This window comes from Pseudomonas sp. M1, from assembly GCF_022760135.1.
Taxonomy (GTDB): domain Bacteria; phylum Pseudomonadota; class Gammaproteobacteria; order Pseudomonadales; family Pseudomonadaceae; genus Pseudomonas; species Pseudomonas citronellolis.
The window spans coordinates 6,568,079-6,594,511 of the sequence record NZ_CP094343.1 but is presented as its reverse complement, the minus strand read 5'-3'; the positions used below and the strand labels follow the sequence as shown (position 1 = coordinate 6,594,511).

Sequence of the window (26,433 nt, the reverse complement as noted above, 5' to 3'; positions counted from 1 at the left end):
CCAGCATGACTCACGCATCCCCGCTCAGCCGGGTCCAGGACGGCATCGCCTGGATCACCCTGAACCGCCCCGAACAGCGCAACGCGCTGGACGTTCCCACGCTGAAGAACCTGCACGCGCTGCTCGATGACTACGCCGTCGACCCGGCCGTGCGCGTCATCGTGCTGACCGGCGAGGGCCGCAGCTTCTGCGCCGGCGCCGACCTCGCCGAATGGGCCGAGGCGGAAGCCCGCGGCGAGCTGGAGACCTACGGCTGGACCGAGACCGCCCACGCCCTGATGAGCCGCCTGCACGGCCTGGACAAGCCGACCATCGCCGCCATCAACGGTACCGCCGTCGGCGCCGGGATGGACCTCACCCTGTGCTGCGACTTCCGCATCGCCGGCGCCTCGGCGCGCTTCAAGGCCGGCTACACCGGCATGGCCTACTGCCCGGATGCCGGCGCCAGCTGGCACCTGCCGCGGCTGATCGGCAGCGAAGCGGCCAAGCGCCTGCTGTTCCTCGACGAACTGTGGAACGCCGAGCGCGCGCTGAACGCCGGCCTGGTCGGCGAAGTGGTCGCCGATGATCAGCTGCAGGCCCGGGTCGGCGAATTCGCCGCGCGCCTGGCCGCCGGCCCGACCTTCGCCTTCGCCCAGACCAAGCGCCTGATCCGCGATGGCGCCAACCGCACGCTGGCCCAGCAACTGGAGGCCGAGCAGGCCGCCGGGCTGCTCTGCGGCCGCAGCGAGGACGCCGCCGAAGCCCTGCGCGCCGTGGCCGAGAAACGCTCCCCCCAATTCCAAGGCCGTTGAGCGGCGAGGTATTCCCCATGGATTTCAAACTGACCCAGGAACAGGAAATGCTCGTCGAGGCGGTCAAGGCCTTCGTCGAGAAAGAGCTGCTGCCCCACGAGGAAGAAGTCGACCGCGCCGACGCGGTGTCGCCGGAGCTCGCCGCGCAGATTCGCGGCAAGGCGCTGGCCGCCGGCTTCTACGCCTTCAACATGCCCGAGGAAGTCGGCGGCGGCGGCCTCGACTACCTGTCCCAGGCGCTGGTCGAGCGCGAGCTGTCCAAGGTCTCCTGGGCGCTGCACGTGTTCGTCGCGCGGCCCTCGAAAATCCTCATGGCCTGCAAGGACCAACAGGTGCAGGACTACCTGCTGCCCTGCGTGAACGGCGAGAAGATCGACTGCTTCGCCCTCACCGAGCCGGGCGCCGGCTCCGACGCCAACTCGATCAAGACCCGCGCCGTGCGCGACGGCGACGACTTCGTGATCAACGGTGCCAAGCACTTCATCAGCCACGCCGGGCACGCCGACTTCGCCATCGTCTTCGCCGTCACCGACAGCTACGAGCGCAACGGCAAGAAGCGCAACGCCGTGACCGCCTTCCTGGTCGACAAGGGCACCGCCGGCATGACCGTGCGCCGCGGCCCGAAATGCGTCAGCAACAAGGGCTACCACACCTACGAAATCTTCTTCGACGACTGCCGCGTACCGGCCTCCAAGGTCCTCGGCGAAGTCGACAAGGGCTGGGAAGTGGCCAACGCCTGGCTCACCGCCGGCCGCGTGATGGTCGCCGCCAACTGCGTCGGCCAGGCCCAGCGCGCCATGGACCTGGCCCTGCAATGGTCGGCCGACCGCAAGCAGTTCGGCCAGGCCATCGGCAGCTACCAGGGCATTTCCTTCAAGCTGGCCGACATGGCCACGCAGATCCGCGCCGCCGAGCTGATGACCCTGCACACCGCGTGGAAGATGGACCAGGGCAGCATGACCGACGGCGAGGCCGGCATGGCCAAGCTGTTCGCCAGCGAAGTGCTCGGCAAGGTCGCCGACGAGACCGTGCAGATATTCGGCGGCATGGGCCTGATGGACGAAGGCCCGGTGGAACGCATCTGGCGCAACGCGCGCATCGAGCGCATCTGGGAAGGCACTTCGGAAATCCAGCGCCACATCATCTCCCGCGAACTGCTGCGGCCGCTGCTGCGCTGATCCTCGCTCCCCTCTCCCGCTTGCGGGAGAGGGGCTGGGGGAGAGGGCAACGAGCCTTGCACCGAGACCTGATATGAACACAGAGAACCTCAAGCGCCTGCTGGCGCCCCGTCACCTGGCCTTCATCGGCGGCCGCAGCATGGCCCGCGCGCTCAAGCGCTGCGCCGAGGGCGGCTTCGCCGGGCCGCTGTGGCTGGTCAACCCGCAATACGACGAGCTGGAAGGCGTGCCCTGCGTGCGCAGCGTCGCCGAGCTGCCCGAAGGCCCCGACGCGGTGTTCATCGCCACCAACCGCGACCTGACCCTGAACGCGGTCGCCGAGCTGGCCGCCAAGGGCGCCGGCGGCGCCATCTGCTACGCCTCCGGCTTCGCCGAAACCGGCGCCGAAGGCCAGGCCCTGCAGCAGTGCCTGCTCGATGTGGCCGGCGACATGGCCCTGCTCGGGCCCAACTGCTACGGCCTGCTCGACTACCTGCACGGCGCCGCCCTGTGGCCGGTGGCCCACGGCGGGCACATCGTCGAGAAGGGCGTGGCGGTGCTGACGCAGAGCGGCAACTTCGCCTACAACCTGTCGATGAGCGACCGCTCGCTGCCCATCGCCTACATGGCCTCGGTGGGCAACCAGGCGCAGCTGGGCGTGGCCGAGCTGATGGACGTGCTGCTCGACGAGCCGCGCGTCACCGCCATCGGCCTGCACCTGGAAGGCCTGAAGAACGTCCCCGGCTTCGCCCGCGCCGCCTATAAGGCGTTGCAGAAGGGCATCCCGGTGATCGCGCTGAAGACCGGCGTGTCGCAGATAGGCGCGGAACTGGCGCTCAGCCACACCAGTTCGCTGGCCGGCTCCGACGCGCTGTACGACGCGCTCTTCGAGCGCCTCGGGGTGATCCGCGTGAGCGGCCCGGTGAGCTTCATCGAAACCCTCAAGGCCGCCGCCTGCGGCAACCTGCCGGCCGGCCCGAGCCTGGCTGCGCTGGCCTGCTCCGGCGGCGACGCCGGGCTGATCGCCGACTACGCCGAACGCAACGGCCTGCCGTTGCCCAGGCTGGTCGACGCGCAGCGCGCCGAACTGGCCCAGGTGCTGCCGGACTACGCCAACATCGCCAACCCGCTGGACTTCACCACCGCCATCTGGGGCGACGGCCCGGCGCTGGAGAAGATGCTCGACAGCGCCCTGCGCACGCCGGCCGACGCGGCCCTGCTGGTGCTCGACTACCCCGGCGAGGAAACCGGCGAGCGCCCGCAGTGCGACCTGCTGCTGGAACTGTATTGCGCGGCGCTGAAGCGCCACGACAAGGTCGGCTTCATCGCCTCGGCGCTGCCCGAACTGCTGCCGGCCCACGCCCGCGAGCTGCTGCACGGCCACGGCGTAGCCGCGTTGCAAGGTGTGGAAGACGGCCTCGCCGCCTGGGGCCGCATCGCCCACTACCGCCAGCGCCGCGACGCGCTGCTGGCCCGTGGCGAGGCGGCGCTGGTGCCGCTGTGCCCGCAGGCCATCGACGGCCAGGGCCGGCTGCTCGACGAGTGGCAGTCCAAGCAGGTGCTGAAACCCTTCGGCCTGCCGCTGCCGGCCGCCGTGCTCAGCACCCCCGGCCAGGCCCGCGAGGCCGCCGCCGACCTGGGCTATCCGCTGGTGCTCAAGGCGGTCAGCGCCGAGCTGCCGCACAAGACCGAGGCCGGCGGCGTGGCGCTCAACCTGCGCAACGAAGCGGCCCTGGAAGCGGCGCTGTTCGATATGCGCGAGAACCTGGCGAAGCACGCCCCGCAGCTGAAGTTCGAGCAAGTGCTGCTGGAACGCATGGCCAGCCCGCCGCTGGCCGAGCTGATCGTCGGCATCAAGCGCGAGGTCGGCTTCGGCCTGGCCCTGGTGCTGGGCGCCGGCGGCATCCTCGTCGAGCTGCTCAAGGACAGCCGCAGCCTGCTGCTGCCGACCACCGACGCGGCCATCCGCGACGCCCTGCTGGGCCTGCGCAGCGCGCCGCTGCTCAGCGGCTTCCGCGGCCGCCCGGCGGTGGACATGGACAAGCTGGTGGACGCCATCCGCGCGGTGGCCGACTACGCCTGCGAGCACGCCGACAGCCTGCTGGAACTGGACGTCAACCCGCTGCTGGTGAACGCCGAAGGCGCCGTGGCGGTGGATGCGCTCATACGGCTGGCCGACGCCTGAGGACCTGAAGGGGAACACGAACGCTCCCCTCTCCCTTCAGGGAGAGGGGCTGGGGGAGAGGGTGGCGGGCCGACGCACCGATGCGGCCGGCGAAGAGCCCCTCTCCCCAGCCCTCTCCCGCAAGCGGGAGAGGGGGCAAGAGCGCTACGGCGCGAACGGCGATCACACACGTCGCCGGACAGACGAGGATTTGCCCATGCAACAACAGAAGACCCTCACCGGCGGCCAGGCCCTGGTCCGCCTGCTGGCCAACTACGGCGTCGACACCGTGTTCGGCATCCCCGGCGTGCACACCCTGGAGCTGTACCGCGGCCTGCCCGGCAGCGGCATCCGCCATGTGCTCACCCGCCACGAGCAGGGCGCCGGCTTCATGGCCGACGGCTACGCCCGCGTCAGCGGCAAGCCCGGCGTGGCCTTCATCATCACCGGCCCCGGCGTGACCAATGCCGCCACCGCGATCGGCCAGGCTTACGCCGACTCGGTGCCGATGCTGGTGATCTCCAGCGTCAACCACACCGCCAGCCTGGGCAAGGGCTGGGGCTGCCTGCACGAGACCCAGGACCAGCGCGCCATGACCGCGCCGATCACCGCCTTCTCGGCGGTCGCCTTGACCCCGGAAGACCTGCCCGAGCTGATCGCCCGCGCCTACGCCGTGTTCGACAGCGAGCGCCCGCGCCCGGTGCACATCTCGGTGCCGCTGGACGTGCTCGCCGCGCCCATCGCCCGCGACTGGACGAATGAAGTAGTGCGCCGCGCCGGCCGTGGCCAGCCCGCCGCCGACGCACTGCGCCAGGCTGTGGATAAACTCGCCGCGGCCAAGCGCCCGATGATCATCGCCGGCGGCGGCGCGCTGCACGCCGCCGACGCCCTGGCCGCGCTCAGCGAGCGCCTGGCCGCGCCGCTGTTCACCAGCGTCGCCGGCAAGGGCCTGCTGGCCCCGCAAGCGCCGCTGTCCGCCGGCGCCACCCTGTGCACCCAGGCCGGCTGGGACATGATCGCCGAGGCCGACGTGGTGCTGGCCATCGGCACCGAGATGGCCGACACCGACTACTGGCGCGAGCGCCTGCCGCTGGGCGGCGAGCTGATCCGCGTGGATATCGATTCGCGCAAGTTCAACGACTTCTACCCCAGCGCCGTGGCCCTGCTGGGCGATTCGAAGGCCACCGCCGAAGCGCTGCTCGCCGCGCTGCCGGCCGCCAAGCGTGACGCCGGCAGTGCCAGCGACCGTGTCGCCCAGCTGCGCCAGCAGCTGGATGCCAGCCACGCGCCGTTGCAGCTTATCCACAAGGCGATCCTCGAACGCATCGCCAAGGCGCTGCCGGCCAACGCCTTCATCGCCAGCGACATGACCCAACTGGCCTACACCGCCAACTACCTGTACCCCAGCCAGGCCCCGCGCGGCTGGCTGCACCCCACCGGCTACGGCACCCTCGGCTACGGCGTGCCGGCCGGCATCGGCGCCAAGTTCGGCGCGCCGGAGCGCCCCGGCCTGGTGCTGGTGGGCGACGGCGGCTTCCTCTACACCGCCCAGGAACTGGCCACCGCCACCGAGGAGCTGGACAGCCCGCTGGTGGTGCTGCTGTGGAACAACGACGCGCTCGGGCAGATCCGCGACGACATGCTCGGCCTGGACATCGAGCCGGTCGGCGTGCTGCCGCGCAACCCGGACTTCGCCCTGCTCGGCCGCGCCTACGGCTGCGAGATGCGCCAGCCGCAGAGCCTGGACGAGCTGGAGCGCGACCTGCGCGAAGGCTTCGCCCACCCCGGCGTGACCCTGGTCGAACTGAAACACGCCTGCGCGAAGTAGGCCCCGTTGCACCCGCCGGGGCGCAGGCCCCGGCGCATTGAAGGACTCCCCGTCATGCGCTTCTCGAACCTCACCCAACGCATCGCAGGCCCCGGCGCCGCCGCCTGGGACATCCACTACCGCGCCCTGGCGCGCCTGGAGCAGGGCGACGACATCCTGCTGCTGTCGGTGGGCGACCCCGACTTCGACACCCCGGCGCCCATCGTGCAGTCGGCCATCGACAGCCTGCTGGCTGGCAACACCCACTACTCCGACGTGCGCGGCAAGCGCAACTTGCGCGAGGCCATCGCCCGCCGCCACACGCAGCGCAGCGGCCAGGCGGTGGACGCGAACGACGTGGTGGTGCTGGCCGGCGCGCAGTGCGCGCTCTACGCCGTGGCGCAGTGCCTGCTCAACCCGGGCGACGAGGTGATAGTCGCCGAGCCCATGTACGTCACCTACGAGGCGGTGTTCGGCGCCTGCGGGGCCAAGGTGGTGCCGGTGTCGGTGCGCTCCGAGCACGGCTTCCGCGTGCAGGCCGAGGACGTGGCCAGGCTGGTCACCCCGCGCACCCGCGCCATCGCCATCAACAGCCCGCACAACCCCTCCGGCGCCAGCCTGCCGCGCGCGACCTGGGAGGCCCTGTCGCGGCTGTGCATCGAACACGACCTGTGGATGATTTCCGACGAGGTCTACAGCGAGCTGATCTTCGACGGCGAACACATCAGCCCGGCCAGCCTGCCGGGCATGGCCGAGCGCACCGCGACCCTCAACAGCCTGTCCAAGTCCCACGCCATGACCGGCTGGCGGGTGGGCTGGGTGGTTGGCCCGCAGGACCTCTGCGGCCACCTGGAAAACCTCGCGCTGTGCATGCTCTACGGCTCGCCGGACTTCGTCCAGGACGCCGCCTGCACCGCGCTGGAAGCCCAGCTGCCGGAGCTGGAAGCCATGCGCGAGGCCTACCGCCAGCGCCGCGACCTGGTGCTCGACTGCCTCGCCGATTGCGTCGGCCTGCGCGCCCTGCGCCCGGACGGCGGCATGTTCGTGATGGTCGACATCCGCCCCACCGGCCTCTCCGCCCAGGACTTCGCCGACCTGCTGCTGGACCGCCACGGCGTCTCGGTGCTGGCCGGCGAAGCCTTCGGCCCCAGCGCCGCCGGGCACATCCGCCTGGGCCTGGTGCTCGGCGCCGAGCCGCTGCGCGAAGCCTGCCGGCGCATCGCCCTGTGCGCCGCCGAACTGCTCAAGGAGAAGCGCTATGCATGACCGCCTGCAGCTGTACATCGACGGCGCCTGGGTCGCGCCGCAAGGGCAGGGCCTGGCCGAGGTGCAGAACCCGGCCACCGAGCAGACCATCGGCCGCGAGTGGGGCGAGGAAGGTCTGGCGGAGTTCGTCGAACACAAGGCCATTCAACTCTGAACGCCTGAAGAGCACCCTCTCCCCAGCCCTCTCCCGCTAGCGGGAGAGGGGGCAAAAGCGCTTCGGTGCCGGCGGGAGAGGGCGCTGCAGGATGAACACGAACGCCCCCTCTCCCTTCAGGGCGGGGCGCGCAGCCGAGGGCTGGGGAGAGGGTGCTGAGCCAGTACGCCAATCCGCCAAGTAGCGCTTTTCTAGCCAGGAATCCACATGAACGTACTGATCGTCCACGCCCACAACGAACCCCAGTCCTTCAGCACCGCGCTGTACAAGCTGGCCGAGGAAACCCTCAAGGGCCAGGGCCACGAAGTGCAGGTCTCCGACCTCTACGCGATGAACTGGAACCCGGTAGCCAGCGCCGCCGACTTTGGCGCGCGCGCCAACCCGGACTACCTGGTCTACGCCCTGGAGCAGCGCGAAGGCGCCAAGCACCAGACCATCGCCGCCGACATCCAGGCCGAGCTGGACAAGCTGCTCAGGGCGGACCTGGTGATCTTCAACTTCCCGATCTACTGGTTCTCCGCCCCGGCCATCCTCAAGGGCTGGTTCGACCGCGTGCTGGTCTCGGGCATCTGCTACGGCGGCAAGCGCTTCTACGACCAGGGCGGCCTGGCCGGCAAGAAGGCGCTGGTCACCGTCACCCTCGGCGGGCGCGAGCACATGTTCGGCGAAGGCGCCATCCACGGCCCGCTGGAAGACATGCTGCGGCCGATCCTGCGCGGCACCCTGGCCTACACCGGCATGACGGTGCTGCCGCCCTTCGTCGCCTGGCACGTGCCCTACATCGGCAACGACGCGCGCCAGGACTTCCTGCGCCAGTACCAGGACCGCCTGCAGCACCTGGAGGGCGACCAACCGCTGGAATTCCCGCGCCTGGCGCAGTTCGACGAACGCCTCTACCCGCTGCCGCGCTGACTGGCACGCCTCGATGCCGTGGCGCACCGTCGTAGGATGGTGTTGAGCGAAGCGATACCCATCACCGCGACCGCATGGGTTTCGCAAGCTCAACCCATCCTACGAAAGCACCTCGGCGCCGCCTGCAAACGAAAAAAGGCGCACATCAATCAAGACATGCGCCTTTGGAGGAAAAGGGCAGCCGCTGCAGCGGGGTATGCGCGGGGGAGTGTTGGCAAGCGGCTGGTGTGCCGGGTGCCAGACGATGGGCCTGATGGACCCATCGCTGCTGCAGCGACCTGGTTGCCACTATACTCGGCAACTGTCGCGGGAAAATGACCCTATACTGCGATTCAGTTTTGCAGACGGGGCAACAGTGGACACTTTACATGCGATGCGGGTCTTCGCCCGCGTGGTCGATGCCGGCAGCTTCACCGCCGCCGCCAATGCCCTGGGCCTGTCGACCGCCCAGGTCTCCCGCGTGGTCTCGGACCTGGAGGCCTACCTGCAGGCGCGCCTGCTGCACCGCACCACGCGGCGCCTGGCCCTGACCGAGACCGGCGAACGCTACCTGCAGCGTTGCCGGGAAATCCTCCTCGACGTCGAGGAAGCCGAGGCCGAGGCCAACGGCGCGCACCTGCGCCCGCGCGGGCGGCTGCGCGTGCACTCGTTGACCGGGCTCGGCCAGCAGCATCTCATCCCGCTGATCTCGCGCTACTGCCAGCAGCACCCGGAGGTCTACATCGAGCTGACCCTGGCCCAGCGCCAGCCGGACATCCTCGAAGAAGGCCAGGACGTGGTCATCACCCGCGACCGCGAACTGCCCGATTCCGAGTACGTCGCCCAGACCCTCGGCACCATCTACAGCGTGCTCTGCGCCAGCCCCGGCTACCTGGCCGAGCGCGGCACCCCGCGCGCCATCGAGGACCTGCGCGAGCACCGCTGCCTGCGCCTGCAGGACCCGACCTTCCCGGAAGGCTGGGCCTTCGAGGAAGACAACGAGGCGAGCGTGATCCGCCCGCGCGACACCTTCATGGTCAACGTCGCCGAGGCCCTGGCCGGGGCCGCCCGCGCCGGCATGGGCATCTGCCTGCTGCCCAGCTACGTGGCTGCGCCGGCGCTGCGCCAGGGCGAACTGGTGCGCGTGTTGCCCGAGCGCAGCCTGCACGTGCGGCAGATCTTCGCGCTCTACCCGTCGCGGCGCTTCCTCGACGCGAAGATCCGCACCTGGGTGGAGTTCCTCAAGGAAGAACTGCCCAAGGCCTTCGACGCCGACGAGCAGGTGATGAACGACCCCGCGCACTGGGCCTGAAAACGGATTGTTGCTTTTCAGGCAATGGTCTGTTGGTGAGCCAGCTATTTTTCCGCCTGTCGCCGAGTCGTAACCTTTGCATCGCCCCCACTGAGCGGGGCCAATCAAAGGTTCGAAAATCATGTCCCGTAAACTTGTTGTTGCTGCCCTGCTGTCCGTTTGCTCGCTGTCCTTCGTGCAACTGAGCTTCGCCGAAGAATCCCGACTGATGACCGACAAGATGGTGAAAGCCAACGAGGCCGCCATCGCCGCTGCCCAGCAGGCCTCCGACGCCGAGCGTACCGCCGGCAAGGCCGCTGCCCAGTCCAACGCCGATTCCTGATCGGCGTTACTTTCCCCCGGGAAGCCCGGAGCGTGAGCCGGTATTCCCAATGCCTTGCGCCGCATACGAAATGCGGCGTTTTTTTATCCCGGCGGGGGCGGTGATTTTTTCATTTTATGAAAAAGTCTTTCGCCGTCTCCGCGCTTTATCGAAACTAGATAGGTCAATAGACTTGTCTTTATCTGCCGGGCTCTCCCGGCAGGCCCGACACGATCAGCCTGATGTGTCACCGAGGGGCGGTGACTGCGAACTTCCGCCCCTCACGCCAGCCGGTTCCTCCAACGCCGACTGGCCTTGCTTCCCGACGCCGATATCCGATTGCTCCAATCGACGTCTTCTTTCCGGCCGCTGCACTCAGCGGCCGTTTTTTTGCCTGTGGAAAAGCGCCGGCCGCTCGAGGCGATATTGGCGAAGTGCCGTTGCGCAGGACAGAATCCCTTCTGTCTGGACATGGATGCCACGCATGACGCCGAACCTGTTCGCCACTCCCCGCGCAAGCCTGGGCTGGCCGCTGCTGGCTCTGTTCGGAGCCGCCGTCGCATTGCTGCTGCTCTGGTGGGGGGCAGGGAGCATCTCGCGCGGGTACCTGGCCAAGCGCCTGGAGGAGGCGACTCAGCCTTCTCCGAGATAATCCCCCCGGCTCAACCCATGCCGCTGCATTTTCTCGTTGAGGGTGCGGCGCGGCAGGCCGAGCAGTTCCATCACCGCCTTGATGTCGCCCTTGCACTGGCTCAGGGCCTGGCGGATGCATTCGGCCTCGTAGGCTTCCATGCGTTCGAACAGGCCGCTGCCGGCCGGCGCTTCCAGTTGCGCGGCGCGGTCCAGGCCGAGCACGTGGCGCTCGGCGGCGTTGGCCAGTTCGCGCACGTTGCCCGGCCAGTCGTGGGCCAGCAGCCGGGCCAGTTCGGCGGTGGACAGCGGCGGCGCCTCGCGGCCGAGCTTCTCGCTGGCCAACTGGGCGAAGTGTTCGAACAGCAGCGGGATGTCCTCGCGCCTTTCGCGCAGCGGCGGCAGGCGCAGTTCGGCGACGTTCAGGCGGTACACCAGGTCTTCGCGGAAGCGCCCGGCGCGGGCCTCTTCCAGCAGGTCCGGCTTGGTCGCGGCGATCACCCGCAGGTCGACGCGGATGCTCTGGTTCGAGCCCAGGCGCTCCAACTGCTGCTCCTGCAGCACGCGCAGCAGCTTGACCTGCTGGGCCAGCGGCATGCTTTCGATCTCGTCGAGGAACAGGCTGCCGCCGTTGGCGTGCTCCAGCTTGCCGATGCGCTTGCCCTGGGCGCCGGTGAAGGCGCCGCTCTCGTGGCCGAACAGCTCGCTCTCGAACAGCTGCTCGGGGATGGCCGCGCAGTTCAGCGCGACGAAGGGCTTGTCGGCGCGCGGGCCGAAGTCGTGCAGGCAGCGGGCGACCAGCTCCTTGCCGGCGCCGGTCTCGCCGCGGATCAGCACGTTCACCGGCGTGCCGGCCAGGGCCAGCACCTGGCGGCGCAGGGCCTCCATCGGCTTCGACACGCCGAGCAGGCGCGACTCCACCTGGTCCTTGAGCGTGGCCTGCTCGCGCAGCTGGCGGTTCTCCAGCACCAGGCGGCGCTTTTCCAGGGCGCGGCGCAGGCTGTCCAGCAGGCGCTCGGGGGTGAAGGGCTTCTCGATGAAGTCGTAGGCGCCGTCGCGCATGGCCTGCACCGCCATGGGCACGTCGCCGTGGCCGGTGACCATGATCACCGGCAGGTCGCGGTCCAGCTGCTGCAGGCGTTCGAGCAGGGCCAGGCCGTCCGTGCCGGGCATGCGCACGTCGCTGATCACCACGCCGGCGAAGCCGCGCTCCAGGTTCTTCAGGCACTCCTCGGCGCTCTTGCACAGGCGCACCGTGAAGCCGGACAGCTGCAGCCACTGCTGCACGGCTTCGCGGATGGCGGCTTCGTCATCGACGAAAATCACGTGTTCGGTCATGTCTCTTCGCTCGCGGCGGGCAGCACCAGGCGGAACAGCGCGCCGCCTTCGGGACGGTTGGCGGCCTCCAGGCGGCCGCCGAGTTCGTGGACGATGCCGTAGGATACCGCCAGTCCCAGGCCGAGTCCCTCGCCCACCGGCTTGGTGGTGAAGAAGGGATCGAAGACGTTGCCCAGGTGCTCGGCGGCGATGCCCGCGCCGTTGTCGGCGACTTCCAGAATCCAGTACGGGTCCTCGCGACGCAGCGCCACCCCGATGTGCGGGCGCTCGATGCCGGCCACCGCGTCCAGGGCGTTGCGCAGCAGGTTGACCAGCACCTGCTCCAGGCGGATGGCGTCGCCCAGCACCCAGGCCGGCACGCTGAGCACCTGGCTGACCTCCACCTGCTCGGCGCGGATGCGCGGCGCCAGCAATTGCAGGGCCTGGTCCAGCACGTGGCCCAGCTCGATGCGTTCGCGCAGGCCGCCGGGGGTCTTGCGGGCGAAGGTCTTCAGGTGGCCGGTTAGCGCGGCCATGCGTTCCAGCAACTCGTCCAGGCGCGCCAGGGCGGCGCGCGCCTCGTCGCTGCGCCCGGCGTCCAGCAGCAGGCGCACGCTGGCCAGGTGCATGCGCTGGGCGGTCAGCGGCTGGTTGATCTCGTGGGCCAGGGCCGCCGACATCTGCCCCAGGGCGGCCAGCTTGGCGGCTTGCACCAGGCCGTCCTGGGCGGTTTTCAGGGCGGCGGTGCGTTGTTCCACCAACTGCTCCAGTTCCTCGCGGCTGCGCTGGCGCAGGCGGGCGATGCGCCAGCGCTGTTGCAGCAGCAGGGCCAGGAACACCAGCGCCAGCCAGGCCCCGGCGGCGGCCAGGCGAGCGGTGGCGACGTCGCTCTGTACGCCGCGGGCGTCGCGCAGCAGGTGCAGGGTCCAGTCGTCGTCGGGCAGGCTCAGGGACTGCCAGAGGTAGTCGGTTTCGTCGTCCTTGGCGCCGACGCGCACCAGGCGGCTGTCCTCGCCCAGCGGCTGCAGGGTGCGGTGCTGCAACGGGCTCAGCGGCTGGCGGTCGTACTGGCGGGTCTGCGCCAGTTCCAGGCGGGCGAAGGTGTCCAGCGGCTGCAATTCGCGGTAGCGCCAGCCGGGGTGGTTGGCGAGGAAGACGATGCCCTTGGTGTCGCTGACCAGCACCAGGTCGGGGGTCTGGCTCCACTGCTGTTCCAGGTCGGGGAATTCCAGCTTGACCACGATGGCGCCGAGGAAGCGCCCGGCCTCGTCGCGCACCGCGTTGGCCAGGAAGTAGCCGGGGATGCCGGTGGTCACGCCCACCGCGTAGAAGCGCCCGGTGCCCTGGGCGATGGTCTGGCGGAAGTAGGGGCGGAAGGCGTAGTTGTGGCCGACGTAGCTGGTCGGCAGGCGCCAGTTGCTGGCAGCCACCGCCAGGCCGTCGCGGTCGAGCAGCTCCAGGGTGGAGGAGCGCGCCGCGGCGTTGATCCGCTCCAGCTTGAGGTTCAGCGCCTGCTGCAGCTCGCCCGCGACCGGGCCGGCCAGGGCCTGGCGCAGTTCCGGGTCCAGGGCCAGCACCGCCGGCAGGCTGCGGTAGCGTTCCAGCAGGGTGCGCAGGGAGCTGACGTACAGCCCCAACTGCTCGTGGGCGGCCTCGGCCTCGGCGAGCAGCGAGCGGTGCCGCGCCTTTTCCCCGGCCCAGTACACCGACAGCAGCAGGCCGGCCAGCACCAGCAGGCTGGCGAGGATCAGGCGCAGGGGACGGGTCGGGCTCATGGCGCTCGGTGCGGGTGGGCGGAGCGCGACCATAGCACGTCCGGGCACTGGTCCGGCGCGGCCGCGGGTCGCTACACTGCGCGACCCTCGAGGAGAACGTCCGATGCAGTTGATCGCCTGGTCCCATTCCTGCTCCGCCGGCTTCACCCTGCGCGGCTGGCGCAGCGAACCCAGCGGCAAGCCGTTGCTGCACTTCCTGCATGGCAATGGTTTCTGCGGGCGCGCCTACGAGCCGATGCTCAAGCACCTGGCGCGGGACTTCGACCTCTGGCTGTGCGACGTCCAGGGCCATGGCGACAGCGACCACGGCGGGCGCTTCCACGGCTGGAACCGCAACGCCGAGATGGCCGTGGAAGCCTTCGAGGCCGGCCGCGGGGGCTACGGCGAAGTGCCGCGCTACGCCTGCGGGCACAGCTTCGGCGGCGTGCTCAGCAGCCTGATCCTGGCGCGCCATCCGCAGCTGTTCGAACGCGCGGCGCTGCTCGACCCGGTGCTGTTCACCCCGGCGATGATCGGCGTGATGGCGCTGTCCGAGGTGCTCGGCCTGCACGAGCGCCGGGCCATGGCGCAGAAGGCCAGGGCGCGGCGCAGCCAGTGGCCGGACCGCGCCGCCGCCTACGCCGGCCTGCACGGCCGCGGCATCTTCAAGGGCTGGACCGACGAGGCGCTATGGGCCTACGTGGAGAACGCCATCAAGGCGGTGGACGGCGGCGTCGAACTGAAGTGCCGGCCGAGCCGCGAGGCGGAAATCTTCAGTTCCTTCCCCAAGCGCCTGTGGCCGTCGCTGGCGAAAGTGAGCACGCCGACCCTGGTGCTGTTCGGCGAGCGGACCTACCCCTTCGTGCCCAGGTCGGTGGCCCGCTGGTGCGCGCAGAACACCCACGTCGGCGGGCAGAGCGTCGCCGGCGGGCATTGCTTCATGCAGGAATATCCCCAGGACAGCGCCGAGCGGGTGGCGCGCTTCCTGCTCGGGCACGAGTAGTGCGGGAATCAGTCAGGGCACGGAAACCGCTTCCGAACTTCCAATTCACTCTCGTACTAGCCCTAGGCCGCCACAATCGAGGAAGCCTTCACCAGGAGCCATAGGGGATGCCATACTTTTCGATGTAGGTCTTGGAGATGTCGCTTAATGGGTAATAGTGCCCATCTGATTGCCCGCCATAAGGCCCCTTCTTCACCACTTTTCCCTGTACCCGCGTGACCTCGATGGGATCCAGGCAAGGTCCCATGATCCAGACCTTGGCGATGCCGCCGGGCGCCAGGCCGATGGTCAGGCCTTTGCGGTAGTCGGTAATCCACTTTTCATCGAACCTGCAAAAGGCCTTTTCGCTCTTGACCATGGCCCGCTGGGTGGCTTCGGGTATCACGATATAGGCCTCGTAGGTCTGCGGCTCCGCCAGCGATTGCCAGCGCACGTAGATGAGCCGTGGTAAGGCTGCACCACGCACGTATTTGCCTGCTCCCCAGCCTGGGCGCTCTGGCCAGCCACTGGCATCTATCTTGAGTTTCGTGGGGGGAATGGTAGAGGCGACACCACTCATGGCGCGGCGGAACACGTGGTCATGTACGTCCACCGCATCGGCGGTCTCGATCCACACCTCCATGTAAGGCGGCGCGCCGAAGCCCAGGCGCCAGGCATCGTAGGGCAGGCCATTGGCGCCCGTGGCGCAGCCGCTCAGCAGCCAGGCCAGGGCGACTACCAGCAGGGGTTTCAGCCTATTCATTGGGATACTCCGCGCGCTTGCCGCCCTTGGCGGGGCGGTTGATGAACATCGCGTCCAGTTCGCTCTCGTGCTTGCCCTTGGCCACGGCAGTCGAGGAAAACTCACCAGGAGCCATAGGGGATGCCATATTTTTCGATGTAGGTTCTGGCTGTATTGGAGAGGGGGCGATGCCGTCCTTCTGAGGTGCCGTCATAGGGACCTTTCTTCACCACCGTCCCCTGTACCCGCGTGACCTCGATGGGATCCAGGCAAGGTCCCATGATCCAGACCTTGGCGATGCCGCCGGGCGCCAGGCCGATGGTCAGGCCTTTGCGGTAGTCGGTAATCCACTTTTCATCGAACCTGCAAAAGGCCTTTTCGCTCTTGACCATGGCCCGCTGGGTGGCTTCGGGAATGACGATATAGGCCTCGTAGGTCTGCGGCTCCACCAACGATTGCCAGCGCACGTAGATCAAGCGCGGCAGGGCTGCACCGCGGACATGCTTACCGGCCCCCCAACTCGGGCGTTCCGGCCAACCACGGGGATCGCCCTTGAGATTCTTTGGCGTCTGGATCGCCGCCACCCCGCTCATGGCACGACGGAACACGCGGTCATGTACGTCCACCGCATCGGCGGTCTCGATCCATACCTCCATGTAGTTGGGCGCCAGAAAGCCCAGGCGCCAGGCGTCGTAGGGCAGGCCATTGGCGCCCGTGGCGCAGCCGCTCAGCAGCCAGGCCAGGGCGACTACCAGCAGGGGTTTCAGCCTATTCATTGGGATACTCCGCGCGCTTGCCGCCCTTGGCGGGACGATTGATGAACATCACTTCCAGTTCGCTCTCATGCTTGCCCTTGGCTGCATTCCAGTGGGCGGAGAGGTGGATGTAGCGGCGCTGCAACAGGGCGACTTCCTCCTCGCTCAAGCCAGGGAGGGATTCGCCCAGGGCATAGGCTTGCAACTTCGCGGCGATGGCTTGCAGCTCCATTGGTAATGCTGTGCGATTGTCATCGGGATCGATGGGGTCGAACGCCACCCCAGCCCGCACTGCCAGTTCCCGCATGATGCGCAGGTACACCCGCGACAGTTCCCCACGCACCTGGCGCTCGCTGCGCACCGCGGCGTAGACGCGTTTTTCCGGGTAATGGTCGTGCTTCTTGTTGAAGGGCAGCCGGACCTCCCAGGTCTCGATGCCGATGCGTTGCGCATAGGGTTGCCAGGCCGGCAGGCGGCGCTCCAGCGTCTGACGCGTGCGCAGGTAGGCCTGGGTCCATTCGTTGGCGGTGCCCAGGCTGACCTGGTTGCTTTCCGGCGGGCTGAGGAAGACCTTTTCCGTGGCCAGGGGCAGGTAGCCGCCACCGATGTCCGAGTGGGCGCCGGGCAGGCGGATGTCGTGGTCGGTGCGGGTCAGGGAGAAGTTGTGGCGGTACTCGTTGGCGGCCACCAGTTGCACCACCTGGCGGGCGCAGCCGGGGGCCAGGCCCAGCTCCAGGTCGGCATTGCGCCCATCGTGCGGGCTGAAATCGCCACGCCAGGGCGCCACCACCGCGGCCACGGTGTCGAACAGGCCGATGAAGCCCAGGGAGAAGTCCGTGCGGTGGCGCCAGGCGAAGCTCTCGGCCAAGCCCTCCGTTCCTGGCGGTATGGCTTTGGCCAGCAGGCTGTCCGCGCCCTTGAGCAGATCATTGGCGCAATGCCGCGCGGCGGCGGCCCCGCGGCTAAAGCCGAACAGATCGATTTCGATACGTCGGATTTTCAGATCGGGATTGGCCTGCCGTAAACGACGCAACTGTTCCAAGGCCAGTGCCGGCATCTGCTTCACCCGCGCAAGCACTCCCGTGCTGCCACGGCCGGTCCCCTGGCTGAACGGCGAGTCCTGCTGGCCGGCGCTGGTGCCGACGCCTTCGAGGTAGACCTTCAGATGAGCCATGTCGGATTCAGGTGGCAGATGCTCATCCGCCTGGTCTGGATAGAGGTCATATAGCCGCGCCACATTGCTCACATCATTGCCATAGCTGTTATCCGGCGTGGCGCCGCTACCGTCGAAACCATAGGCGGCACAGTGCTGGCGGATATCCTCTGCCGCCTCCTGCGACAGCCCCACGTTGATGGCGCGGCACTCGGCGGCGGCCTCGCTGTTGCTCTGGTTGTTGCCGGTGCCGTCGAAGAACAGGCCCAGGCGCAGGACGATCCCGGTGAGTTCTTCCTCTTCCTCCTCTTCTTCGGCCAGCGTCTCGCCCTGCTCGTTGCCGGGACCGGCTGGCTTGGTGCCCGCCAGCGGTACGGCAAGGGCGGCGCCAAGGCCCATCACGCCAGAAACGGCGGCCCCCGAGCCTCCGTCGAGCGGGGCGATCAGGTAGTGGCTGCCCGGCGGGCAGCCGCAGGCGACGGTACAGCCATCGACGGCGACCAGCATGCCGAGGTGTTCGGTGGTCAGGTCGCCCTGCTGGATGATGCCCGGCACGCCGCAGCGTGGGCAGGGCGTGGTCATGTCGCCCACCCGCAGCACCGCTCGGTCATGGTTGGTGAAGGTGGTCTGCCCGGCCAGGCACTTCGCCCCGGTGGAGGTGATATCGTCCGCCAGGCCCACGCCCTTGCCGTGGATATTCATGCGCCTGCCCATCACGCGGCTTCCTTGCCAGATGGCACGCTGGTCGACGGAGAGGCGGCTGGAAGGCCCGTGCGAGGCTTGTCGATCCAGCATTGGAGGATGGGGATAATGGGGGTATCGAGCATGGGTCATCCCTCTTCATTATTTGATGAGGGATGACCTTGGGTTGGCCCTGCGCGCAGGGGCAATCGGAACGGTCCTGGCTATGAATGGGAAACGGCGAATTCTCTATGCACCTTGACCTAGGGCGCACAAGCCGCGGGCATGTTCATGGAGGGGCAAGCGAGTCGCGCCCATTGTCCGCTGGGTTTCGTCTTATCCCTTGCCTGAGGGGCAGGCTATGCCTTGTGAGCGGTCAGGTTCAGTCGCCGACCTTCTTGTCGGCGTGGTTGCGCCGCCACTCGTCCAGCCGCACCACCTCGGCCTTGTGCCGTGGCGCCTGTGGCTCTGCCGTGGGCGCTGGCAGGGCCTGGGCGATTTCCACCACCGCGTGCACCTCGTGGGGCTCGGGGTGGAAGCGGAAGGGCTCCAGCTCGATCGGGCCGGGGCGCTGGCCGAGCATGGTGATGCTGCCGTTGTAGCGGTCCTGGCCGCTGGCGGTGAACTCGAAGCCGTATTCCCGGGCCAGGCAGAGCATGCCGTTGGCGCCGCGGCGCAGGCGCAGGCGGCGCAGGGCGACGTTCTCGTCGAGCAGCTCCACCCTCTGCCGCGCGCAGTGCTGGCGCGCCAGCTGCAGGGCGCGCTCGCGGATGCCGTGGGCGCGCCACCACCAGGCGGCGGCCGTGGCCAGCAGGAGGAATACGAAAAGGTTGCCCAAGGTCACTTCAAGGCTCCGCTCGGGAAGAGGCGCTCCAGCTTACCGAGTCTGTAGGAACGCGGCGAGAGCCGCCGGTTCCCAGGTGGTGATTTGCGCCCCATACTGACACATCCAGTTGCAGGAATTCGTCATGTCGTCGCGCACTCCCCACGTCCTCGCCATCCAGTCCCACGTCGTCTTCGGCCATGCCGGCAACAGCGCCGCCGTGTTCCCGATGCGCCGCGTCGGGGTGAACGTCTGGCCGCTGAACACCGTGCAGTTCTCCAACCATACCCAGTATGGCCACTGGACCGGCCAGGTGCTGCCGCCGGAGCAGATTCCGGCGCTGGTGGAGGGCATTGCCGCCATCGGCGAGCTGGGCAACTGCGACGCCGTGCTTTCCGGCTACCTGGGCAGCGCCGCCCAGGGCCGCGCGATCCTCGAGGCGCTGGCGCGCATCCGCGAGGCCAACCCGCGGGCGATCTACCTGTGCGACCCGGTGATGGGCCACCCGGATAAGGGCTGCATAGTGGCGCCGGAGGTCGGCGAGTTCCTGCTCCAGGAAGCCGCCGCGGTGGCCGACTACCTGTGCCCCAACCAGCTGGAGCTGGACAGCTTCTGCCAGCGCAGCCCGCAGTCCCTGGAGGATTGCGTGGAGATGGCGCGCAGCCTGCTGGCACGCGGCCCCAAGGCGGTGCTGGTGAAGCACCTGAACTACCCGGGCAAGCCGTCGGATGCCTTCGAGATGCTGCTGGTCAGCGCCGAGGGCAGCTGGCACCTGCGCCGCCCGCTGCTGGCCTTCCCGCGCCAGCCGGTGGGCGTCGGCGACCTGACCTCGGGCCTGTTCCTGGCCCGCCTGCTGCTGGGCGAGGCGCCCTGCACGGCCTTCGAATTCACCGCCGCGGCGGTGCACGAAGTGCTGCTGGAGACCCAGCACTGCGGCAGCTACGAGCTGGAACTGGTGCGCGCCCAGGACCGCATCGCGCACCCGCGGGTGCGTTTCGAGGCGAAGGCGATCTGAGGGAGGCGTCAGGCCCTGTCGTCGAGGCGGGGCCGAAAGCGCTCGGCACCCGCTGCGAACTCAAGCCGACTGCGGCAACCCATCCGGCTGCGGCGCCGGGGTGCCGTGCTGCTCGACGCGCTGGTACATGCCCTGGGCGATCTCGCGTTCGCCCATGATCACCAGGCTGGCGCCGTTCTGTTCCAGGTATTCCACCTCGGCGTCGAAGTGCGCGCGGGCGATGATGTCCAGCTCGGGGTTGGCCGCGCGGGCGCGGCTGGCGATCTGCCCGGCCTCGAAGCCGTTGGGGATGGCGATCAGCAGCCAGCGCGCGGTGGTGATGTTGGCCAGGGCCAGCACTTCCGGGTTGGCGGCGTTGCCGACCACCACGCTGAGGCCGCGCTCGCGCAGTTCGGCGGCCTTCTCGCGCTTGTCCTCGATCACCACCAGCGGCGTGCCGTCCTTCTGCAGGCGCGCGCTGACCAGTTCGCCGACGCGGCCGTGGCCGATGAGGATGGCGTGCTCGTGCTCGCGCACCGGCGGCGGCAGGTCCTCGTCCTGCGCCTGGGCCTCGCTGGGCTGGGCGCTTTCCTTGCGCGCCTGCAGGCGCTCGATGGCGATGAACAGCAGCGGGTTGACCAGGATCGACAGGATGGCGCCGGCCAGCACCAGGTCGCGGCCCTGCTCGGGCAGCAGTTCGAGGGTCACGCCCAGGCCGACCAGGATGAAGGAGAACTCGCCGATCTGCGCCAGGCTGGCGGCGATGGTCAGCGCGGTGCTGTTGGGGTGGCCGAACAGGCGCACGATGACGTAGGCGGCCACCGACTTGCCGAAGACGATGACCAGGAAGGTGGCCAGCACCGGCAGCGGCTCGTGGATCAGGATCGCCGGGTTGAACAGCATGCCCACCGAGACGAAGAACAGCACGGCGAAGGCGTCGCGCAGGGGCAGCGAGTTCTCCGCCGCCTCGTGGCTGAGCTCGGATTCGTTGAGGATCATCCCGGCGAAGAAGGCGCCGAGGGCGAAGGACACGCCGAACACCACCGCCGAGCCGGTGGCGATGCCCAGGGCGATGGCCAGCACGGCGAGGGTGAACAGCTCGCGCGAGCCGGTCGCCGCGACCTTCTCCAGGGCCCAGGGCACCACGCGGCGGCCGCCGAGGATCATCACCGCGACGAAGGCCACCACCTTGCCCAGGGTCAGCAGGATCGGCAGCAGGATGCCGCCGCTGGCGCCGTCCTCGGCCTTGCCGCCAAGCGTGCCGGCCAGCGCCGGCAGCAGCACCAGGGTGAGGACCATGGCCAGGTCTTCGACGATCAGCCAGCCGATGGCGATGCGCCCGCGCTTGGTGTCGATCAGCTGGCGTTGCTCCAGGGCGCGCAGCAGCACCACGGTGCTGGCCACCGACAGCGCCAGGCCGAACACCAGGCCGCCGCCCAGCGGCCAGCCCATCATCCAGGCCAGGCCCATGCCGAGCAGGGTGGCCACGCCGATCTGCACCACCGCGCCGGGGATGGCGATGGCCTTCACCGAGAGCAGGTCTTTCAACGAGAAGTGCAGGCCGACGCCGAACATCAGCAGGATCACCCCCAGTTCGGCGATTTCCGTCGACAGCGCCTGGTCGGCGACGTAGCCGGGGGTGAAGGGCCCGGCCAGTACGCCGGCCAGCAGGTAGCCGACCAGCGGCGAGATGCGCAGGCGGTTGGCCAGGGCGCCGAGGATGAAGGCCAGCACGAAGCCGACGGCGAGGGTGGTCAGTAGCGGTGTGTGGTGCATGGTCTGGGCTCCGGGCACGCAGGGAACTGCCGCCCCGGGAGGGCGGTGGTTCGAAGGTGGATCACGGGGGCAAACCCGCGGATTGGGCAAGTCTAGGCGCTGGCGAGGCTTTCGGCCTTGCCGACGCTCAAGGTTAACTTGTTGACGCGCCGGACTTTTTCAGCGGCACTTGAGAAATCTTGTCAAGAAATGTCGGCATCCTTGTCCCATTCTTCACGAATTGCCTGGTAACGCTGCTCAAGTTCCTGGCGCAGCTGGCGGCGCTGCTGGGCCTGGGCGAAGCGCCGGCGCTCCTCCCGGGTGACCGGCTGCAGCGGCGGCACGGCAGTGGGTTTGCGCTCGTCGTCCAGCGCCACCATGGTGAAGAAGCAGCTGTTGGTGTGGCGCACGGATTTCTCGCGGATGTTCTCGGTGACCACCTTCACGCCGATCTCCATGGAGGTGCGGCCGGTGTAGTTGACCGAGGCGAGGAAGGTCACCAGTTCGCCGACGTGGATCGGCTCGCGGAAGATCACCTGGTCGACCGAGAGTGTCACCACGTAATGGCCGGCGTAGCGGCTGGCGCAGGCGTAGGCGACCTCGTCGAGGTACTTGAGCAGGGTGCCGCCGTGGACGTTGCCGGAGAAGTTGGCCATGTCCGGGGTCATCAGGACGGTCATGCTGAGTTGGTGGTTGCCGGGTTCCATATCGCTCTCGCAAGGCGGGTGGGGGATGCCAAGACTGGACGCACTGCGCCCAGCCCCGCGACACACTCTTTTCTATACCCCCCATTGGCCCCGGCGAACAGGGGCGCGCGCCAATCGCCGGGCGATTGGCGCGCGGCGCGGCTCAGCGGCCGGCGGAGAGGCCGAAGTCGATGGCCAGGTCGGCGCCGGTGATGGCTTCGGATTGCGGGCCGCAGAGGTACCAGACCAGGTCGGCGACCTCTTCCGGGCGGATGAAGCGCGCTTCCTTGCCCTGTGGATAATCCCGCAGCAGGCCGAGCTTGTAGGCGGCGGGGTTGCCCTGGCCGTAGCGCTCGGCCTGGTAGTCGAGCATGGGCGTGGCGATGTCGGCCGGGGAGATGGCGTTGACGCGCACGCCGTCCGCGGCCAGTTCCAGGGCCAGGGTGCGGGTGAGCATGGTCAGCGCCGCCTTGCTCGCGCAGTAGGCCGCCGAGCCGCGGTAGGCCTGGCGCCCGGAGTCGCTGGAGATGTTCACGATGCAGCCGCGGTTGTCCTTGAGGTAGGGCGTGGCGGCCTGGCACATGTAGAACGCGGCCTTGAGGTTGACCCCCAGGACCAGGTCGAAGTCGTCCTCGTTGAAGTTCTCCACCGGGCCCTCGCGCCAGACCCCGGCGGCGTTGATCAGCGCGTCCAGGCGGCCGGTGCGGGCGAGGATGTCCGCCACCAGGCTCTGGCAGTGGTCCGCCCGGCGCAGGTCGGCCACGGCGCTGGCGTCCAGCGGCACCTGGGCGTTGAGCGCATGCAGCCCGCTCTTGTCGACGTCGGTGGCGGCGATGCGCCAGTGGCTCTGGGCGAAGCGCTTGGCGATGGCCTTGCCGAGGCCGCCGGCGGCCCCGGTGATCAGAACAACGGGTGTGCTCATTGACTGAGTGATCTCCCTGCCTGATAGGGAAACGGCGCGCCGTCAGGCAGTGGCGGCACGCCGCAAGGAAGAGGGCCGCACGGGCGGCCCTCTGTCTCTACTGACCAAGAAAAGACCAGAATCTTCGCTTTGCCAGGGTAATTTTTTCGTAAATCCCGCTGGAGCTTTCGTAGGCGACTGATGGTCGCGCTGGCTCAGGCGTGGTGCAGGTACCAGCGCCAGTCCTGCTCGCCGACCTCGCCCATGAACTGGCGGTATTCCTCCCACTTGATGGCCAGGAATACCTTGAGGAACTCCTCGCCCAGCGCCTCGCGGGCCCAGCTGGAGGCCTCCAGGGCGCGCAGCGCGGTGAGCCAGTCGGTGGGCAGGAACTCGCGGGCCTGCTCGTAGCCGTTGCCCTCGATGGCCGCGCCCGGGTCGAGCTGTTCGCGGATGCCCTTGTGGATGCCGGCGAGAATCGCCGCGGCGGCCAGGTAGGGGTTGGCGTCGGCGCCGCAGATGCGGTGCTCGATGTGCCGGCTTTTGGCCGGGCCGCCGGGCACGCGGAAGGACACGGTGCGGTTGTTCACCCCCCAGCTCTTGGCCAGCGGCGCGTAGCTGTTGGCTTGGAAGCGGCGGAAGGAGTTGGCGTTGGGGCAGAAGATGGCCAGGGAGTCGAGCAGCGTGGCCATCATGCCGCCGATGGAGTGCCGCAGCAGTGGCGTGCCATGCGGGCCTTCAAGGTCGGAAAGCTCGCTGGCGTAGAGATTGTTGCCCTGTTCGTCGGCCAGGCTGACGTGCAGGTGCATGCCGCTGCCGGCACGGTCGCCGAACGGCTTGGCCATGAAGCAGGCCTGCAGCCCGTGCTTGTTGGCCACGCCCTTGACCAGGCGCTTGTAGCGCACGCCTTCGTCGATGGCCTGGAGCACGTCGAAGCGGTGCTCCAGGGTCAGTTCCAGTTGGCCAGGGGCGTATTCGGAGATGGCCGTGCGCACCGGCAGGCCCTGGGCCTCGCAGGCGGCGTAGAGGTCGTCGAGGAAGGGCTGTACCTGTTCCAGCTCGTACACGCCATAGACCTGCGGCGCCTGCGGGCGCACGCCGTTCATCTGCAGCGCCGGCTGCGGGCGGCCCTGGGCGTCGCGCTGCTTGTCCAGCAGGTAGAACTCCAGTTCCACCGCCATCACCGGGTGCAGGCCCTCGGCCTTGAGCCGCTCGACCACGCGCACCAGGGCCTGGCGCGGGTCCGCCGGGGTGGCCGGCAGGCCCTGGGTCGGGTGCATGCTGACCTGCAGCTGGCCGGTGGGCGAGCTGCGCCAGGGTTGCAGGGTCAGGCTGCCGGGCAGCGGGTAGGTCCAGCAGTCGGCGTCGGCCACTTCCCAGACCAGCCCGGTGCCTTCGACATCCTCGCCCTGCACGGTGAGCGCGAGGATCGAGCTGGGCAGCGGCCGGCCGTTGTCGTAGATGGCCAGCAGCTCGTCGCGGTGCAGCAGCTTGCCGCGCGGGATGCCGTTGGCGTCGATGATGAACAGCTCGATGCTGCGTACCTCGGGGTGCGCGGCGAGGAAGGCTTCGGCTTCCTTTCGATCGGCGAATTGCATGGTGGTCCTCGGTTGGCGCGGCGCGCCGGATGTTCTCTTCGTAGGAGCAACTGTCTTGCAGGCTGCACCGTAGGATGGGTTGAGCCTGCGAAACCCATGCTGCCGTGGTGATGGGTATCGCTTCGCTCAACCCATCCTACGACGGCGCTGCTCCTGTTCCTTGTAGGAGCGGATTCATCCGCGATCCGCCGGCAGGCGGCGGAAAGCATCGTGGACGGAGTCCGCTCCTGCGACGGTGTTTTGAGCGGGCCCAGGGGCGCGGTGCATCAAGCCTCGCGCGCGCCGGGAATCGCCAGCAGCTCGCTGATGCCCGCGTCGAGGGTGTCGATCAGGCGGTCGACGTCGGCTTCGCTGGTGTCCGGGCAGCACAGGGTCATGTTGTGGAACGGCGTGATCAGGATGCCGCGGTTGATCAGGTACAGGTGCAGGGCCATCTGCAGTTCGTCGTGGAAGGCCGCTTCGGCCTCGGCGCCGGTGCGCGGCGAGACCGGGCAGAACTGGAACTCGCTGCGCGCGCCCAGCTCGGTCACCGACCACTTCAGGCCGTGCTTGGCGATCAGCCGGCGGAAGCCGTCGGCCAGGCGCCTGGCCAGCGGCAGCATGTGCTCGTAGGCGGCCTGGGTCATCACCTGTTCCAGGTTGGCGCGCATGCAGTGCATGGCCAGGGCGTTGGCCGAGAGGGTGGTGCCCATGCCGCTGTGGCCGTGGCCATGGCTGTCTTCCTGGGCCTTCTGTCGCGAGGCGAGCATCTTCTCGGCCATGTCTGCGCTGCAGCCGAAGATGCCGCAGGGCACGCCGCCGGCGATCGGCTTGCCGACCACGAAGAAGTCCGGGTCGAGGTTCCACAGTTTCGTGCAGCCGCCGATGCCGGTGGAGATGGTGTGGGTCTCGTCGATGATCAGCAGGGCGCCGTACTTGCGCGTCAGCTCGCGGCACTTCTGCAGGAAGCCCGGATCGGGCAGGACCATGCCGATGTTGGTCATCGCCGGCTCGCACAGCAGGGCGCAGACGTCGCCCCTGGCCAGCGCGGCTTCCAGCGCTTCGACGTCGTTGAAGGGGATGGAGCGGCTGTACTGGGTCAGGTCGTAGGCCTGGCCGACCAAGCCGGAGCGCGGCACGGTCTCGCCGTCGCGGTAGCGCACCATGACGTCGTCGACGGTGCCGTGGTAGCAGCCGTCGAACACCAGCAAGGTGTTGCGCCCGGTGATGGCGCGGGCCCAGCGCAGCACGTAGCGGTTGGAGTCGGTGGCGGTGGCGGTGACCTGCCAGAACGGCAGGCCGAAGCGCGCGGCCAGCAGTTCGCCGCAGACCACGGCGTCTTCGCCCGGGAGCATGGTGGTCAGGCCGTTGTTGGCCTGCTCGGCGATGGCGCGGGCCACCGGGGCCGGCGAGTGGCCGAACATGGTGCCGGTGTCGCCCAGGCAGAAGTCGATGTACTCGTGGCCGTCCACGTCGTAGAAGCGGGCGCCCTTGGCGCGCTCGACGAACAGCGGGCAGGGGGTGGACCAGTCGGCCATCCAGTGCATGGGCACGCCGGCGTACAGCGAGTTGCGCGCGCGTTCGGCCAGGGCCACGGATTTCGGGTTCTGCTCCAGGAAGCGTTGGCGTTCGCGGGCAGTGAATACGTCCACGGCCTGTTGGGCGATTCCGCTGGCGGTCATCTTGCACACCTCGTTCGTTTTTTCGCACATCTTCCATTTGTGATCACAAAAAAGTCAATACATGCTGCGGGACGCCTGTTAATCTTTCTTCTCAACAGAATTTGTGATCACAAAACAGAATGGCTCATGGGAGCGCACTGGCAAGGCCAGTTGGC

Annotated in this window: 22 protein-coding genes and 1 pseudogene; 11 read left to right on the top strand and 12 right to left on the bottom strand. The window is 68.6% G+C overall.

Annotated elements, in window-relative coordinates:
- Window positions 1-5: 5 nt before the first annotated feature.
- From PM1_RS29330 to PM1_RS29290, 9 genes and pseudogenes are all read left to right on the top strand, one after another.
- Window positions 6-794: an enoyl-CoA hydratase/isomerase family protein gene (locus PM1_RS29330; protein WP_009614817.1), complete on the top strand. Its 789-nt coding sequence runs from the start codon at window positions 6-8 to the stop codon at window positions 792-794.
- Window positions 795-811: 17 nt separating this feature from the next.
- Window positions 812-1,972, top strand: coding sequence for an acyl-CoA dehydrogenase family protein (locus PM1_RS29325; protein ID WP_009614819.1), 1,161 nt, complete (start codon window positions 812-814; stop codon window positions 1,970-1,972).
- 73 nt (window positions 1,973-2,045) lie between these two features.
- Window positions 2,046-4,136: an acetate--CoA ligase family protein gene (locus PM1_RS29320; protein WP_009614820.1), complete on the top strand. Its 2,091-nt coding sequence runs from the start codon at window positions 2,046-2,048 to the stop codon at window positions 4,134-4,136.
- A 132-nt stretch (window positions 4,137-4,268) separates the two neighbouring features.
- Window positions 4,269-5,943, top strand: a pseudogene (locus PM1_RS29315) (5-guanidino-2-oxopentanoate decarboxylase); the annotation flags it as partial.
- Window positions 5,944-5,997: 54 nt separating this feature from the next.
- Window positions 5,998-7,188 (top strand): pyridoxal phosphate-dependent aminotransferase, encoded by a 1,191-nt coding sequence (locus PM1_RS29310; protein ID WP_009614822.1) that lies wholly within the window; start codon window positions 5,998-6,000, stop codon window positions 7,186-7,188.
- A complete protein-coding gene (locus tag PM1_RS29305; protein WP_009614823.1) occupies window positions 7,181-7,342 on the top strand; it encodes an aldehyde dehydrogenase in 162 nt (53 codons plus the stop codon). The genes PM1_RS29310 and PM1_RS29305 overlap by 8 nt, the downstream gene beginning before the upstream one ends.
- A gap of 207 nt (window positions 7,343-7,549) precedes the next feature.
- A complete protein-coding gene (locus tag PM1_RS29300) occupies window positions 7,550-8,254 on the top strand; it encodes an NAD(P)H-dependent oxidoreductase (RefSeq protein WP_009614824.1) in 705 nt (234 codons plus the stop codon).
- Between the two features lie 355 nt (window positions 8,255-8,609).
- The gene (locus PM1_RS29295; RefSeq protein ID WP_024128827.1) at window positions 8,610-9,545 is read left to right on the top strand and encodes a LysR family transcriptional regulator; all 936 of its coding nucleotides are present in this window, start codon (window positions 8,610-8,612) and stop codon (window positions 9,543-9,545) included.
- Window positions 9,546-9,666: 121 nt separating this feature from the next.
- The gene (locus tag PM1_RS29290; protein WP_009614826.1) at window positions 9,667-9,867 is read left to right on the top strand and encodes a hypothetical protein; all 201 of its coding nucleotides are present in this window, start codon (window positions 9,667-9,669) and stop codon (window positions 9,865-9,867) included.
- A 612-nt stretch (window positions 9,868-10,479) separates the two neighbouring features.
- Here PM1_RS29290 and PM1_RS29285 read toward each other — a convergent pair.
- On the bottom strand, window positions 10,480-11,814 hold the full coding sequence (locus PM1_RS29285) for a sigma-54-dependent transcriptional regulator (protein ID WP_009614830.1): 1,335 nt from the start codon (window positions 11,812-11,814) through the stop codon (window positions 10,480-10,482).
- Window positions 11,811-13,568: a sensor histidine kinase gene (locus tag PM1_RS29280; RefSeq protein ID WP_009614833.1), complete on the bottom strand. Its 1,758-nt coding sequence runs from the start codon at window positions 13,566-13,568 to the stop codon at window positions 11,811-11,813. Before PM1_RS29280 ends, PM1_RS29285 begins: the two co-directional genes overlap by 4 nt.
- Window positions 13,569-13,671: 103 nt before the next feature.
- On the opposite strand from PM1_RS29280, the gene PM1_RS29275 reads away from it, so the two are divergent.
- Window positions 13,672-14,550, top strand: coding sequence for an alpha/beta fold hydrolase (locus PM1_RS29275; protein ID WP_009614835.1), 879 nt, complete (start codon window positions 13,672-13,674; stop codon window positions 14,548-14,550).
- 88 nt (window positions 14,551-14,638) lie between these two features.
- On the opposite strand, the gene PM1_RS29270 is transcribed toward PM1_RS29275, so the two are convergent.
- The 5 genes from PM1_RS29270 to PM1_RS29255 form a co-directional block, all read right to left on the bottom strand.
- The gene (locus PM1_RS29270; protein WP_009614837.1) at window positions 14,639-15,292 is read right to left on the bottom strand and encodes a DUF2931 family protein; all 654 of its coding nucleotides are present in this window, start codon (window positions 15,290-15,292) and stop codon (window positions 14,639-14,641) included.
- Entirely contained in the window at window positions 15,285-15,407 is a 123-nt protein-coding gene (locus tag PM1_RS31200) for a hypothetical protein (protein ID WP_256665661.1), read from the bottom strand. Before PM1_RS31200 ends, PM1_RS29270 begins: the two co-directional genes overlap by 8 nt.
- Window positions 15,394-16,047 carry a DUF2931 family protein gene (locus tag PM1_RS29265; protein ID WP_009614839.1) on the bottom strand — a complete coding sequence of 218 codons (654 nt, stop codon included), beginning with the start codon at window positions 16,045-16,047 and terminating at the stop codon, window positions 15,394-15,396. Before PM1_RS29265 ends, PM1_RS31200 begins: the two co-directional genes overlap by 14 nt.
- Window positions 16,040-17,893: a PAAR domain-containing protein gene (locus PM1_RS29260; protein WP_009614841.1), complete on the bottom strand. Its 1,854-nt coding sequence runs from the start codon at window positions 17,891-17,893 to the stop codon at window positions 16,040-16,042. The genes PM1_RS29265 and PM1_RS29260 overlap by 8 nt, the downstream gene beginning before the upstream one ends.
- 349 nt (window positions 17,894-18,242) lie before the next feature.
- Window positions 18,243-18,704 carry a DUF3301 domain-containing protein gene (locus tag PM1_RS29255; protein WP_009614843.1) on the bottom strand — a complete coding sequence of 154 codons (462 nt, stop codon included), beginning with the start codon at window positions 18,702-18,704 and terminating at the stop codon, window positions 18,243-18,245.
- Window positions 18,705-18,828: 124 nt separating this feature from the next.
- Here PM1_RS29255 and pdxY point away from each other — a divergent pair, with 124 nt between their 5' ends.
- Window positions 18,829-19,698, top strand: coding sequence for a pyridoxal kinase PdxY (pdxY, locus tag PM1_RS29250; RefSeq protein WP_009614845.1), 870 nt, complete (start codon window positions 18,829-18,831; stop codon window positions 19,696-19,698).
- Window positions 19,699-19,758: 60 nt separating this feature from the next.
- Here pdxY and ybaL read toward each other — a convergent pair whose 3' ends face one another.
- The 5 genes from ybaL to PM1_RS29225 form a co-directional block, all read right to left on the bottom strand.
- Complete coding sequence (ybaL, locus tag PM1_RS29245) at window positions 19,759-21,453, bottom strand: YbaL family putative K(+) efflux transporter (protein WP_009614847.1); 1,695 nt, start codon at window positions 21,451-21,453, stop codon at window positions 19,759-19,761.
- A 182-nt stretch (window positions 21,454-21,635) separates the two neighbouring features.
- The gene (locus PM1_RS29240; protein WP_009614849.1) at window positions 21,636-22,139 is read right to left on the bottom strand and encodes an acyl-CoA thioesterase; all 504 of its coding nucleotides are present in this window, start codon (window positions 22,137-22,139) and stop codon (window positions 21,636-21,638) included.
- Window positions 22,140-22,281: 142 nt separating this feature from the next.
- Entirely contained in the window at window positions 22,282-23,040 is a 759-nt protein-coding gene (locus PM1_RS29235) for an SDR family NAD(P)-dependent oxidoreductase (RefSeq protein ID WP_009614852.1), read from the bottom strand.
- Window positions 23,041-23,234: 194 nt separating this feature from the next.
- Complete coding sequence (locus PM1_RS29230; protein ID WP_009614854.1) at window positions 23,235-24,617, bottom strand: glutamine synthetase family protein; 1,383 nt, start codon at window positions 24,615-24,617, stop codon at window positions 23,235-23,237.
- 266 nt (window positions 24,618-24,883) lie between these two features.
- Window positions 24,884-26,278 carry an aspartate aminotransferase family protein gene (locus PM1_RS29225; protein ID WP_009614856.1) on the bottom strand — a complete coding sequence of 465 codons (1,395 nt, stop codon included), beginning with the start codon at window positions 26,276-26,278 and terminating at the stop codon, window positions 24,884-24,886.
- Window positions 26,279-26,433 lie beyond the last annotated feature (155 nt).